The sequence below is a fragment of the Campylobacter pinnipediorum subsp. pinnipediorum genome (genome assembly GCF_002021925.1).
Classification (GTDB): Bacteria; Campylobacterota; Campylobacteria; order Campylobacterales; family Campylobacteraceae; genus Campylobacter_A; species Campylobacter_A pinnipediorum.
This window is the reverse complement of sequence record NZ_CP012546.1, coordinates 307,849-320,533: the sequence shown is the minus strand read 5'-3', so window position 1 is coordinate 320,533 and position 12,685 is coordinate 307,849. Positions and strand designations below refer to the sequence as shown.

Sequence of the window (12,685 nt, the reverse complement as noted above, 5' to 3'; positions counted from 1 at the left end):
TTATTTTTTCCTATTTAAATTTTAAATTTATCTATGATTTTATCTAAAAATGGTTTTGAATTTGATAAATTTTTATATTTTATTAGGCAAATAAATATCTTTACTTAATACTATTTTAAAATTGTTTAAAGCAAATATATTTATTCAAATTTTATCTGATATATTTTATTTTTTGTAATTTCAATAAAAAAATCTAATGTTGTATCATGTGATTTTGTTCGCTCATTATCATTAATAGTATTTCATAAAAATTCAGTTGTCTTATACTTGGCGACATCTTTAAATTTATAAACATTTAATGAAAATATGATTTAAAAACAAAACAATAATAAATTTCATATATCAGCTAATTTAAATAAAAACTTAGCAAAATTCTCACTATCATTTGGACATTTTACTACATCATAATACTCAAATTCTAAGCTTTTAGCTATATGCTTATACTCTATGCAAAGCTCAAACACAGTCTCTGAGTTGTCTACACAAAAGGACATAGGATATATTAATGCTTGTTTGCTATCAAGCAAAGACAAGACATCATTTAGTGATGGCTCAAGCCATTTTACGGGACCAAGTTTTGACTGATAGGCTAGTTTTATATCTTTAAATTTCATACCATTTTGTAAAAGTTTTTCTTTTAATAATTCAAAATGTTTAAGGATATGTTGCTCGTATTTATCGCCTTTTTGAATTATCTTTTCAGGCAAAGAGTGAGCTGAAAACATCATGACCATATCGCTTATATCTTTATCTTTTACATGCTCTTTTATATCATTTATGATTATATCATTATAGCTATCATTATTATAAAAAGGCTCAGCAATCTTTACTTTTGATCTCAATCCAAGTTCATTAAATGCCTTATAAAACTCATCAAGGCTTGAGATTATAGTAGTAACTGAATGATGTGGATATAAAGGCAAAACTATTATTTCATCCAAATCACTATATTTTTTAAGGACATCTTTTGTAAAAGGTGGAGTATAATTCATAGCAAAATCAACAATATAGCTATCATCAATCTTTATCATTTTATCGCAAAGACTTTTTGTGATATCACAAATTGGAGATTTTGAGCCTATCTGTTTATAGTTATTTATGGCTGTTTTAGCTCTTAAGCTTGTTATCAACCAAGCTAAAGTTTTTCGTAATAAATTTGATTTGATACCTAGTATACAGGGGTCATTAAACATATTTTTTAAAAAAACTTTTACCTCATCAAGATTCCTAGGGCCACCCATATTTAAAAGTAAAATCATTTTTTTCATTTAAAAAGTTCCTTAATTTTTATAATCTCATCTATACTTATAACCTCTTTATTTTCCATATCTTCATAACAGATACAAAATTCATTATAAAACTTTTTAAGCTCATTTTCTTCTTTATCTACCTTAAGATTTATCTGCCCATTGATATTTGTTTGATAAAGTTTAAAGTTTAACAAATCAGCAAAATATATACCGTTATTTGTAGAAATTCTTATATTAAATTGATCAAGTGGATTTGTAGTAGAGTTTAATATATTAACTAAAATTTGTGTTTTAGTCTTAAATGTGATTTGAGTATTGCTAGGATATTTTTCATCTTTCACTACTCTTGACATGCTAATAAAGTCAGTTAAATCAGTTTTTATTATATGTTTTATCAAATCAATATCCAAAACACTTAAAAAATCTATCATATCAGCACTACAAATAGATTTTGAATGAAAAATATCAATACTATAAATTTCATCTTCTTTACAAAGTGCTTTTCGCAAAGAACAAATTACTGGATTGAATCTATCTCTAAGACAAAAAGTTAAATTTATTTTATTTACACTCGCACTATATCTAATCTGTCTTAAATCATCAGTTTTTCTACAAATCGGCGAAGCTATAATGATTGTTTTTACATGTTTTAAACATTCCAAAAAAGCATCTAAAACATCGGATTGGTCTACACATATAAGCAATATTTCAGGCGTAGAATCTTGAATAAATTTTTTAAAATCATTATAAAACTCAACTCTGCTATACTCATTATGTTCTTTTTTATCAAAAATTCCACAAACTTCAATTTTATTAAAACGCCTAAGCTCACTATAGTGTGCTTTACCTATATCTGTAAAACCAACAATACCAACTTTTAGCTTCATAAAAGACCTTTTGAAATTTGTGAAAATATTTTAATATATTATATGCTGAGTTGACTCAAAATAAGATAAATTTAAAAGCTATTATCATTTTTAATGATCAAAGAAGTGTATTTAATAATATATTTATATTATTTACAGTGTAGCTTTGTAATCCTTGCCACCGAATTTAAGCAAGGCTGAACCCCATGTAAAACCACCACCAAAAGCATCGAGCAATAACAAAGAACCATTTTTAATGCGTCCATCTTCATAAGCATCATTCATAGCCATAGGTATAGAAGCTGAACTCGTGTTTCCATATTTGTGAACAGTTAAAACACATTGTTCATCTTTAAACTCAAGCTTGTTTTTTACAGCATCTATTATACGAAAATTAGCTTGATGAGGTATGAAAAAATCAACTTCTTCACTTTTTATATTGTTTTTAGCCAATATATTTATAACATCACTTGTAAGTGTCTGAACTGCAACTTTAAAAACTTCTTTGCCATCCATATGTATGTAGTTAAGTTTTTTTTCTAGTGTTAGTTGATTTGCCGGATATACGCTTCCACATCCTGGAGTTGAAAGCAAATTCCCATATCTTCCATCGCTTGCTGTATGTGTGTCTATTATCTCATTATCGTTACTTACACCAACCACAGCTGCACCAGCACCATCGCCAAATAATATACAAGTCCCTCTGTCGGCATAATCAACAATAGAGCTTAGCTTTTCGGCACCAACTATTAAAACATTTTTTTTAATGCCGCTTTGAACAAAAGACTTTGCAAGCTCTAATAAATAAATAAATCCAGTACAAGCAGCACTGATATCAAATGCTGTTACTCCAACATTCAATCCCAAATTTAAGGCAATCTTGCAAGCCGTTGATGGCATGCAAAAATGATCAGGTGAGATAGTAGCACAGATAACTGCATCTATATCAGCCTTGCTTATGCCAGAACGCGCAATAGCTACCTCTGCCGCCTTAGTTCCAAGATCGCTTGTTACCTCTTCTTTGGCAATTCTACGCTCTTTTATGCCTGTTCTTTTTGTGATCCACTCATCACTTGTATCTACCATTTTTTCTAGATCTAGGTTTGTTAAAACTTTTTCTGGAACATAAGAGGCTATTGATAGTAAAGAGGCTTTATTCATCTGATAATGTCTTAAAATTATTTAATTCTTCTTCTATAAGCTTATTTATATGAGAGTGAGAAAAATTTACTGCTTGGAAAATAGCATTTTTTATAGCTTTTGGATTGCTTTTTCCATGACTTACTATAACACATCCATTTACACCAAGAAGCGGTGCCCCACCATACTCATCATAGCTTACCTGTTTTTTGAGTATTCTAAATACTTTCTTCATTAAAACAGATCCTGCTATAGCCAAAGGTGATTTTTTGGCATGTTTTTTTATGATTTTTCCGATGGCATCTGCCACACCTTCACTTGTTTTTAACAAGATATTTCCTATAAAACCATCACAAACAACAACATCCACACTTCCATCAAAGACTTGATTTCCCTCTGCATTTCCAACAAAACTTTTCATACGAGAAAGCATGCCGAAAGCCTCTTTTGTGACTTCATTTCCTTTTGATTTTTCTTCTCCATTTGAAAGCAAACCAACTCTAGGATTTTTTCTATTTAATATCTCTTTTGCATAAGCTTCGCCCATGATAGCAAATTGAAATAAATTCTCAGCCTTACAATCAACATTAGCACCAACATCTAAAACAAGTGTAGTACTATCTCCTGTATTTGGCATTAATGTAGCAATGGCTGGACGAGCTATGCCTTTTATCCTCCCAACTCTAAGAGTTGCAAGGCTCATAGTAGCACCGCTATGCCCTGCTGACACAACAGCATCAACTTCTTTGTTTCTAAGCATTTCTACAGCTATATATATACTACTATCTTTACGTTTTAAAGCATCGGTAGCAGAATCAGACATAGAAATAACTTCGCTAGCTTCTACAAAATGGACAAATTTTTGAAATTTAGATGGTATGAGATGTTTTAGTGCATTGCTATCTCCTACAAGTATTGCCGAAAAACTGACTTCTTTTAAAGCCTCAACAACACCAGCAACTATGGGTTCAGGACCAAAATCTCCGCCCATAGCATCAATAGCAATGCGTATCATATTAGTATTCGCCTGTTGTCTTATTTATACGGTGAGGCATCTTCCAAGACCCGTCTTTATCTTTTACAGGTATAGGAAGTGTCACTTTATAATGAGTTCTACGCTTTGCTGCACGTGTGTGACTAACTCTTCTCTTAGGTACTGCCATTGTTATTCTCCTTTATAAATTTTCACATTCATTACAATAAAAATAATCGCTTTTGTAAGCTTGTAATTCGCTTTCAAAAACCTCATCTAAGTCTATTTCGTTATTAAAAAATTCAATAACATCCACCAAATCATCGCCCTCATCGCTATAAACTCCATCACTGATGAAAATTTTTATATCTTCATCTAGGTCCAAAGTCATTTCCTTGCCACATCTATCGCACAAAACATCTGTTTTGCCGGTCATTTTGGCATCGCATAAGACTAGATTTTTATCTGCTTTTCTTAGATTTCCAAAAAATTTTAAACCATTACTATCCAAAGCAAAAGGAAAGTCATTGTTTGAAATTTTTAGGAAATTTATTTTCATACTAAAAAATCCTTAGAAAATTTCTCTATCTGAAAAGAAAAAGCTTATTTCATTTTTAGCATTTTCTAAGCTATCGCTTCCATGAACAGCATTTGCATCTATACTATCCGCAAAATCAGCCCTTATAGTACCAGGCTTTGCCTCTTTTGGATTTGTTGCACCCATAAGCTCTCTATTTTGAGACACAGCATTATCGCCTTCAAGAACCATAACAACAACTGGGCCACTTGTCATAAACTCAACAAGTTCACCAAAAAAAGGTCTTTCTTTATGTATAGCATAAAAGGTCTTTGCATCATAATCACTAAGCAACAATCTCTTTATAGCCACAACTCTTAAGCCATTTGTCTCAAATCTATCAATAATCTTACCAATAACACCCTTTTTTACGGCATCTGGTTTTATTATAGAAAGTGTTCTTTGCATGTATTTCCTTCATTAGCTTAATTTGGGTTATTTTAGAAATCGCAAATTATATCAAAAAAAACTTAAAAAACAAAATAGGCTCACAAAAGAGCCTATTTTTAGGGTTAGCCTACAACCGGAGTAGTTCCATCTCTAAGCTCAGCACCTATCTCATCGCGTGATGGTTGTCCAGCATATGGAGCATCCCATACTATACAACCATCGGTTGGACAGGCATTAGCACAAGCTGGCTCATCATTGTGTCCAACACACTCAACACATTTATCTGCATATACATAGTATGCATCTAATCCATCTGGGTTTGAACTATCATCTACTATAGCCTCAACTGGGCATTCATCTATACAAGAACCACAGCTTATACAAATATCTGTAATTTTTACTGCCATTTTTTCTCCTTTGAATAAATTGAAATATCAGAATATCAAAAAAGAGTTAAAATTGATATTAAATTTTTAAAAAATTAAAATAATAAATTTTTACACTTAATGTTTAATTTACAATATGCCGATAATTTAAGCTTTATTAATTATAATATGTATCTTAAATTACCTATAAAAATTTAATAAAGAAGGAGAAACAATGGAGTTTTTAGAACTTTTAATGGTTTTAATAGCGATGATAATAATAATCGCAAAACCAGAAAAAGAAAAACTTGCGTTTACATTAGTTGTAGCATCTTGGCTACTTATGATCTTTTTATACATGGGTGACAAATCAACAAATCTTCTTACCCATATAAACCTATAAGGAAGTAAAAATATGAACGATTTAAACAAAACAAAGTTTTTTTATTCATTAATGTGCTTAGCAGGATTTTTGATAATAGCCCTGCCTGTAGGTATAGCAAATTTTTACTTCGGATATGTATTAGGTGATAGTCCTTGCATACTTTGCTGGGGACAAAGAGAGGCTATGATTTTCATAGGCGTAATGGCTCTATTTATAGTTAGATATGGCTTAAAAGGCAAATACTTAGCAACTCTATTAGTGATGACAGCATTTGCTATATGGCAGTCATTTGCACACTTTGGAAATCACGCAGAAAGAGACTTGGATCAAGGTTTTGGATTGCCTATTTTTGGGATACATACTTATTTTTGGGCTGAGATAGTCTTTTGGGTTGTTGTTTTGATGCTTGGTGTTATCTTTTTCTTTGCACCTAGATTTGACTCTTTTGAAAAAGAATTAAATGGCGAAAAAACTAGAAAATTCACAAAAGCTACAAGCGCGATGTTTATAATTGTTTCAGTTATCATAGCTTCAAACGTATTTCAAGCTTTTGTCAGCACAGGTATACCGCCATATCATGGTCAAGGAGATCCTGTTAGATTTACTTTTGACAAAAAATACATAGTATGGGATAAAAGTGGCTGGGGTAGTTTTTGGAAAAACATATCTTTCTTAGGAAAACGTGATGTAAGAAACCCTGATTATGCTTTTGCACCAGCAAGTGAAAAATTAGGTATAAAATTTGATAATAACCCAGAAAATGCACCGACTAAAATAGATGAAACTTTAAGTATAGTTAGCCAAAAAGATTTGAGCATCAAAGCACCTTTAAACTCACTAAATTATATAAATAATGAGTATGTTGGTAGTTCAAAATTTAATGTATTTTTTATGAATGATGAGTTTGAGATAAATGATGAGTTTGAGTTAGATCCATATTTCTCAGCTACAGTAGATCCTATCATAGGCATTGTTCCATATATGCAAGATAAATTTATACTAATGGGTTCAAACAAATCATTCTTAAGATTTGCAAAAAATCCAAACGCTGATAAATTTTTGCAATATGCTGATTTTATCAAAGGAAATGATAAATTTGAAGGTCAAGGCGATGGCTTAGGAAGAGGTAGGATAAATACTGTAAGAGCTAAGTTTCATCATATAGCAAGTATGGCAACAGATGGTGATTATCTATACACCGCAACTGTTCCTAACAACAAAGACAAAAATAAATTTGTTATATCTAAAATCTCAACAAAAGATAGAGTACTGTCTGCTGAATTTACTCCTAATGCTAATTTAAAACAAGACAAAACATTAGGTGATTTATATATAACATCTATGGTATATAAAGATGGTTTACTTTATGCTCTAAGTAAGCAACACAACATTATTTTATTGATTGACTTAAAAAATCAAGAAGTTGTAAAAACTATATCTTTCCCAAGTGAGATAGCTAATGCTAGAGCCTTGATTTTAAATAACGATAAATTTGATATCTTGTCTTATCAAGACGACAAAAACATTCTTTTTACACTAGAATAATTTAAAGGTGGTTAATTCCACCTTTAAATTTATCATATATTTATAGCTTTATAATACAATAACGAATTTATTACATAAAAAGTTAGGTTGATTAAAGCATGAATGACATTATAAAAATAACAGGCGCAAAAGAACATAATTTAAAAAATATAAACTTAGAAATTCCAAAAAATAAATTAGTCGTTTTTACAGGTCTTAGCGGAAGTGGAAAAAGCACATTAGCCTTTGATACACTATATGCAGAGGGGCAAAGAAGATATATAGAGAGCTTAAGCTCGTATGCAAGGCAGTTTTTAGATAGGGTCGGTAAGCCTGATGTGGATAAAATAGAAGGTTTAACTCCAGCTATAGCCATAGATCAAAAGACCACATCAAAAAATCCACGCTCAACAGTAGGAACGATAACTGAGATATATGACTATCTAAGACTTTTGTATGCAAGAGTAGGAACTCAGCACTGTCATAAATGCAAACAACCGATATCAAAGATGTCAGCAAGTGATATCATAAATGAAATTTCAAAACTACCGCAAGGGTCTAAAATAGTAATGTATGCACCTTTAGTTAGAGAAAAAAAGGGAAGCTGGGCTGATCTAATAGAGGGGCTAAGAAGCAAGGGCTTCGTAAGGGCTTTGATAGATGGTGTCATGGTAAGACTTGATGAAGATATAGAGCTTTCAAAGACAAAAAAACACACGATAAAAGTAGTCATAGATAGGCTTGTAGTAAATGATGAAAACCAAACAAGGCTAGGACAAGATATAGAAAAAGCCCTAAAAGAGAGCTTTGGGGAGGTCGAAGTTGAGATAATAAATGCCGAAGAGGTTGGACTTAGTCAAAAACATATACATTATAGCGAGCATCTGGCTTGTTTTGATTGTAAGATATCTTTTCAGCCACTTGAACCACTTAGCTTTAGTTTCAACTCTCCAAAAGGTGCTTGTGAGCATTGCGATGGTCTTGGTATAAAATATAGCCTTGATATGAGTAAGATAGTAGATGATCAAAAGAGCATAGAAGCCGGTGCTATAAGAACCTTGCACGGATACAATATGAGCTATTATTATAAATTTCTTATAGCATTTTGTGAACAAAACGGCATAGATACGAAAAAGGCATTTGCAGAGCTTACAGATGATGAAAGAAGGCTTGTGCTTTATGGTAATGCAAATGAAGTAAGCTTCACTTGGAAAAGACACAAACTATCAAGGACTTTTGAAGGTGCTGTAAAGGTATCTTATGATCTATTAAATAGCGAAAAATACCTAGATGATTATATGAGTGAAAAGGTGTGTTCAAACTGTAACGGTTACAGACTAAAACCACAAAGCCTAGCTGTAATGGTAGCACAAAAAGGTATAGGCGATATACTTGATATGAGTATAGAAGAGTGTGTGAAGTTTTTTTCAGATACTAAAAATTTTGAGTATCTAAGCGAACAAGAAAAGATGATAGCAACACCTATCCTAAAAGAGATAAACGAAAGGCTTTATTTTCTTTATGATGTAGGACTTGGATACCTAAGTCTTGGACGTGATGCAAGGACTATAAGCGGCGGGGAAGCTCAACGTATAAGGATAGCAAGTCAGATAGGAAGCGGACTAAGTGGTGTTATGTATGTGCTTGATGAGCCAAGTATAGGACTTCACGAAAGAGATACACTAAAGCTTATAAAAACACTTAGAAACCTACAAACCAAAGGTAACTCTGTAATAGTGGTAGAACACGATAAAAAGACCATAGAAGAGGCTGACTTTATCGTGGATATAGGAGAAGGTGCCGGTAAGTTTGGTGGAAATATAATATTTGCCGGTTCATACGATGAGCTGATGAAGTCAAACACAACAACAGCAAAATACCTAAACGGAACTAAAAATATAGAGTATCAAAAAAATAGAAAACAAAGCACTTGGATAGAGATAAAAAATGTAACGATAAACAACATAAAAGACCTATCGGCTAAGTTTCCACTTAGAAACCTAGTAGGCATAACAGGGGTAAGCGGTAGCGGAAAAAGCTCACTGATACTTCAAACCCTACTCCCGGTAGCACAAGAACAGCTAAACAACGCAAGAAAGATAAAAAAAGTAGCCGGTGCAAAGATAGAAGGACTTGAAAATCTAGACAAGGTCATATATCTTGACCAAAGTCCAATAGGAAGAACACCAAGAAGCAACCCAGCCACATATACAGGTGTGATGGATGAGATAAGGACTTTGTTCGCACAGACCAAAGAATCAAAGCTTCGTGGATATAAGATAGGTCGCTTTAGCTTCAATGTAAAAGGTGGAAGATGTGAAAAGTGTAGTGGAGAGGGCGAGATAAAGATAGAGATGCACTTCTTGCCTGATGTGATGGTGGTATGTGATGCATGTAACGGCACGAGATACAATGCCCAGACATTGCAGATACACTACAAAGGTAAAAATATCGCAGATGTGCTAAATATGAGTATAGATGAGGCTTTGGAGTTTTTCAAATCCATACCAAAAATTTATGCAAAGCTAAAAACCCTATCTGATGTGGGGCTTGGATACGTCACACTTGGACAAAACGCAACGACCCTAAGCGGCGGCGAGGCTCAGCGTGTAAAACTAGCCAAAGAACTAAGCAGAAGCGATACCGGAAATACACTTTATATACTTGATGAGCCTACTACGGGACTACATTTTGCCGATGTAGATAGGCTAGCTAAAGTGCTTCATCATCTAGTAGAGCTTGGAAACTCTGTCTTTGTTATAGAGCATAATATGGACATCATAAAAAACTGCGACTATATAGTAGATATGGGTCCTGAGGGTGGAGCTAAAGGCGGTAAAATCATAGCAGAGGGTAGTGTAAAAGAGATAGCAAAAAACTACAAAAAGACAAAAAGCTATACAGGGGAGTTTTTGGCAGCTGAGCTAAAAGCTAGCAAAACATCAAAATAAAATCTAACTTTTTATGCCTAGTATGATCATAAGGCTACTAGGCATGATTTTTTATACAAACGACTTTCAATCCAACATCAAGAAAAAACAAAATATTTAATTTTTTATACATAAATTATAAAAATCTCAAAAAAATATAAAAAAATCAAACACAAAACATATATTTAGCTTAAAGATTAAAATCTCTAAAAGGATAATATATGAATTTTATACATAATAAAGATAAAAAATCAAAAGATAAAATTTTAAATAAGCACAAAACACTTAAGACAAAAGGTATTGTATCTTTTATGATTGATATAAAATATGAATTTAGCATAAGTGCAAAATTCAAAAAATATAATCATACAAAGCTAGCAGCATTAAAAACAATAAAGAAGTTTAAAAAGATAATGCATAAGTATCTCAAGTATATATATGCTATCTTTATGTTTATATGTATTTGATAGATAAAATTTTACATATATATAGATATATTTATCATAAAAAAATATTGCTTATTTATTTTAGTATTGAGATTTGTATTTTAGTTGATTTAAAAAAATATAGTATATAACAGCAGGGGTTACCCTGCTGTTATTGTATAAGACTAATAAATCTTAGTCAAATTTATAGCTTACGCCTACGGTTCCGTTGTAGAACTTGTTCTTACCAAGTTTAGTACCGAAGTTGATGTTTGTGCTTAGGCTCTCTGTTAGGTTGAAATTAGCACCTGTTTTTACAGTGAAATAAGCATTTTTCTTATCATCAGAGTTAAGTTTGAAGTTTTTATTTGTTCCAACAAATTTTAAATTCATATCGCTAGAATCTTTATAAACTTCACCTTCAACACCTGGAGTTATATAGAAGTAGTTGTTATTGTCTACATATTTTCTTAACTCAACACCAGCTTTCAATGCAGCAACTTTAGATTTAACTGAACCAAATGACAATGCACCTACAGCACCGTTTTCAGTAAAGCCTTTTGTTTTTAAGTAAGAGTACTCAAATCCAGCAAGTGGCTTAACAAATAGGTCGTTTTCTAGGTTGTATACATAACCATAATTTATATCAAAAGATGTAGCAAATGAATCAAACTTAGCATCTGTTTTACCAAATGAAGTAGTTCTTTCTAGTTTGTTTTTACCAAAGTTGAAGTTGATCTTTGCATCTACTTCGTTTTGATCAAAGTATGCTCTTGTATATACACCAAACTGATAATTTTTACCTTTTAGATTTACATTACTGCTATCTGCTTTTGTTTGAGTATAAGTTGTAGTTGCACCAACTATCATATTATCAAATCTCTTATCATAACCAAGAGTTACACCAAAGATTTTTGGATTTACACCATTTTTAGCACTTGTCTTGCCACCTAATACACTTCCCCATAGGTTATTGTCATAGTTAAATCTATCTGTGTATTCTCTTACTGTGCTAATTAATGCACTGTCGTCACTACTTGCAAAGCTATCATCTTTTAAATGTTTAATAGCACTTGCTAATGCTAAATCAGCATTGAATGGGTTGCTTAGACTTGCAAGTCTTGTAGCGGTTGAAAGATCTGTATTAAACTTAATGATATCTACATTAGATATTTTAGCCATTGAATCAACTGATGTTGTTACAGAGCTTGTTACGTTTTTAACTACTTTAACAATATCTTCTTTTTTAACACCTTCTGAAAATAGTTTACTTAACACTTTATTATCTGCTGATATATCACCTAAAGACTCTGCTACATTTTTGCTTATACTATCTAGCTTTCTAACCGCATGCATAGCACGCTCAGCATTAGCATCACCTACTTCTTTTTTAGCTTCTGCTACTTCTTTTTTAGCTTTATTAAGCGCTTCTAGTTTAGCAACTTTTTCTGCTTCGGTAGCTGATTCATAAGCTTCTTGTGCTTTTTTTAATGCTTCTTGTTTTTCTTTTAGTTCTTTATTAGCTTTAGCTGTGTTAACATTAGTTTCTGCTAAAGCATCTTGCAATGCATTTACTTCTTTAGATTTAGCTTCTACTTCTTTTGCTATTGTAGTTGCTACTTCTCCTGCATTTATAGCCACCAATGTTGCTTCTGCTATTTTTTGCCAATAGATGCAATATAGAATCAGGAGTATCTACCTTGTCTGTTGTTACAAAAACAAGTTTGCCATCTTTTAGGCTGAATGTATCTTTTTCAGTTAGAGATTTTTCGGCTTCTATAGTAAATATATTGTCAGCTCCTTTTACTAATTTTAATGTTACTCCTTCTACGGGGATTAAGTGCAAAAGCTATATCAGAT

At 32.0% G+C, this 12,685-nt stretch carries 14 protein-coding genes; 4 read left to right on the top strand and 10 right to left on the bottom strand.

Annotation, left to right across the window (positions count from 1 at the left end; all coding sequences use genetic code 11):
- Positions 1-335: 335 nt before the first annotated feature.
- The 8 genes from hemH to CPIN17260_RS01605 all read right to left on the bottom strand — a co-directional run bounded on the left by hemH (position 336) and on the right by CPIN17260_RS01605 (position 5,603).
- Entirely contained in the window at positions 336-1,268 is a 933-nt protein-coding gene (gene hemH, locus CPIN17260_RS01640) for a ferrochelatase (protein ID WP_078440460.1), read from the bottom strand.
- A complete protein-coding gene (locus CPIN17260_RS01635) occupies positions 1,265-2,137 on the bottom strand; it encodes a Gfo/Idh/MocA family oxidoreductase (RefSeq protein WP_078398105.1) in 873 nt (290 codons plus the stop codon). The genes hemH and CPIN17260_RS01635 overlap by 4 nt, the downstream gene beginning before the upstream one ends.
- Positions 2,138-2,269: 132 nt before the next feature.
- Positions 2,270-3,277 carry a beta-ketoacyl-ACP synthase III gene (locus tag CPIN17260_RS01630; protein ID WP_078440459.1) on the bottom strand — a complete coding sequence of 336 codons (1,008 nt, stop codon included), beginning with the start codon at positions 3,275-3,277 and terminating at the stop codon, positions 2,270-2,272.
- Positions 3,270-4,271 carry a phosphate acyltransferase PlsX gene (gene plsX, locus CPIN17260_RS01625; protein ID WP_069633195.1) on the bottom strand — a complete coding sequence of 334 codons (1,002 nt, stop codon included), beginning with the start codon at positions 4,269-4,271 and terminating at the stop codon, positions 3,270-3,272. Before plsX ends, CPIN17260_RS01630 begins: the two co-directional genes overlap by 8 nt.
- Before the next feature lies 1 nt (position 4,272).
- On the bottom strand, positions 4,273-4,419 hold the full coding sequence (gene rpmF, locus CPIN17260_RS01620) for a 50S ribosomal protein L32 (RefSeq protein ID WP_069633196.1): 147 nt from the start codon (positions 4,417-4,419) through the stop codon (positions 4,273-4,275).
- Between the two features lie 12 nt (positions 4,420-4,431).
- Positions 4,432-4,788 carry a DUF177 domain-containing protein gene (locus CPIN17260_RS01615; protein WP_069633197.1) on the bottom strand — a complete coding sequence of 119 codons (357 nt, stop codon included), beginning with the start codon at positions 4,786-4,788 and terminating at the stop codon, positions 4,432-4,434.
- A 12-nt stretch (positions 4,789-4,800) separates the two neighbouring features.
- Positions 4,801-5,214, bottom strand: coding sequence for a nucleoside-diphosphate kinase (gene ndk / locus CPIN17260_RS01610; RefSeq protein WP_069633198.1), 414 nt, complete (start codon positions 5,212-5,214; stop codon positions 4,801-4,803).
- Between the two features lie 104 nt (positions 5,215-5,318).
- Positions 5,319-5,603, bottom strand: a complete 285-nt coding sequence (locus CPIN17260_RS01605) for a DUF362 domain-containing protein (protein WP_069633199.1) — start codon at positions 5,601-5,603, stop codon at positions 5,319-5,321.
- A gap of 193 nt (positions 5,604-5,796) precedes the next feature.
- Between CPIN17260_RS01605 and dba the strand changes: the two genes are divergently transcribed.
- From dba to CPIN17260_RS01585, 4 genes are all read left to right on the top strand, one after another.
- On the top strand, positions 5,797-5,964 hold the full coding sequence (gene dba, locus CPIN17260_RS01600; RefSeq protein ID WP_069633200.1) for a disulfide bond formation protein Dba: 168 nt from the start codon (positions 5,797-5,799) through the stop codon (positions 5,962-5,964).
- A 12-nt stretch (positions 5,965-5,976) separates the two neighbouring features.
- Positions 5,977-7,491 carry a disulfide bond formation protein DsbI gene (gene dsbI / locus CPIN17260_RS01595; protein WP_078440458.1) on the top strand — a complete coding sequence of 505 codons (1,515 nt, stop codon included), beginning with the start codon at positions 5,977-5,979 and terminating at the stop codon, positions 7,489-7,491.
- Positions 7,492-7,589: 98 nt separating this feature from the next.
- The gene (gene uvrA, locus CPIN17260_RS01590) at positions 7,590-10,421 is read left to right on the top strand and encodes an excinuclease ABC subunit UvrA (RefSeq protein WP_078440457.1); all 2,832 of its coding nucleotides are present in this window, start codon (positions 7,590-7,592) and stop codon (positions 10,419-10,421) included.
- Positions 10,422-10,621: 200 nt separating this feature from the next.
- On the top strand, positions 10,622-10,867 hold the full coding sequence (locus tag CPIN17260_RS01585) for a hypothetical protein (RefSeq protein WP_069633203.1): 246 nt from the start codon (positions 10,622-10,624) through the stop codon (positions 10,865-10,867).
- 153 nt (positions 10,868-11,020) lie between these two features.
- Here the strand turns inward: CPIN17260_RS01585 and CPIN17260_RS01580 are convergent, their stop codons facing one another.
- Together CPIN17260_RS01580 and CPIN17260_RS09090 are read right to left on the bottom strand one after the other, a co-directional pair.
- Positions 11,021-12,466 carry an autotransporter domain-containing protein gene (locus tag CPIN17260_RS01580; RefSeq protein WP_078440456.1) on the bottom strand — a complete coding sequence of 482 codons (1,446 nt, stop codon included), beginning with the start codon at positions 12,464-12,466 and terminating at the stop codon, positions 11,021-11,023.
- Positions 12,411-12,671, bottom strand: a complete 261-nt coding sequence (locus tag CPIN17260_RS09090; RefSeq protein WP_157887320.1) for a hypothetical protein — start codon at positions 12,669-12,671, stop codon at positions 12,411-12,413. The genes CPIN17260_RS01580 and CPIN17260_RS09090 overlap by 56 nt, the downstream gene beginning before the upstream one ends.
- Positions 12,672-12,685: the final 14 nt, after the last annotated feature.

Bases quoted from the DNA above. Each gene is read 5' to 3' on its own strand.
- CPIN17260_RS01605 (WP_069633199.1), bottom strand. From the start codon at position 5,603: ATGGCAGTAAAAATTACAGATATTTGTATAAGCTGTGGTTCTTGTATA.
- plsX (WP_069633195.1), bottom strand. From the start codon at position 4,271: ATGATACGCATTGCTATTGATGCTATGGGCGGAGATTTTGGTCCTGAA.
- CPIN17260_RS01585 (WP_069633203.1), top strand. From the start codon at position 10,622: ATGAATTTTATACATAATAAAGATAAAAAATCAAAAGATAAAATTTTA.
- ndk (WP_069633198.1), bottom strand. From the start codon at position 5,214: ATGCAAAGAACACTTTCTATAATAAAACCAGATGCCGTAAAAAAGGGT.
- hemH (WP_078440460.1), bottom strand. From the start codon at position 1,268: ATGAAAAAAATGATTTTACTTTTAAATATGGGTGGCCCTAGGAATCTT.
- CPIN17260_RS01615 (WP_069633197.1), bottom strand. From the start codon at position 4,788: ATGAAAATAAATTTCCTAAAAATTTCAAACAATGACTTTCCTTTTGCT.
- CPIN17260_RS01630 (WP_078440459.1), bottom strand. From the start codon at position 3,277: ATGAATAAAGCCTCTTTACTATCAATAGCCTCTTATGTTCCAGAAAAA.
- dba (WP_069633200.1), top strand. From the start codon at position 5,797: ATGGAGTTTTTAGAACTTTTAATGGTTTTAATAGCGATGATAATAATA.
- rpmF (WP_069633196.1), bottom strand. From the start codon at position 4,419: ATGGCAGTACCTAAGAGAAGAGTTAGTCACACACGTGCAGCAAAGCGT.
- CPIN17260_RS01635 (WP_078398105.1), bottom strand. From the start codon at position 2,137: ATGAAGCTAAAAGTTGGTATTGTTGGTTTTACAGATATAGGTAAAGCA.
- dsbI (WP_078440458.1), top strand. From the start codon at position 5,977: ATGAACGATTTAAACAAAACAAAGTTTTTTTATTCATTAATGTGCTTA.
- uvrA (WP_078440457.1), top strand. From the start codon at position 7,590: ATGAATGACATTATAAAAATAACAGGCGCAAAAGAACATAATTTAAAA.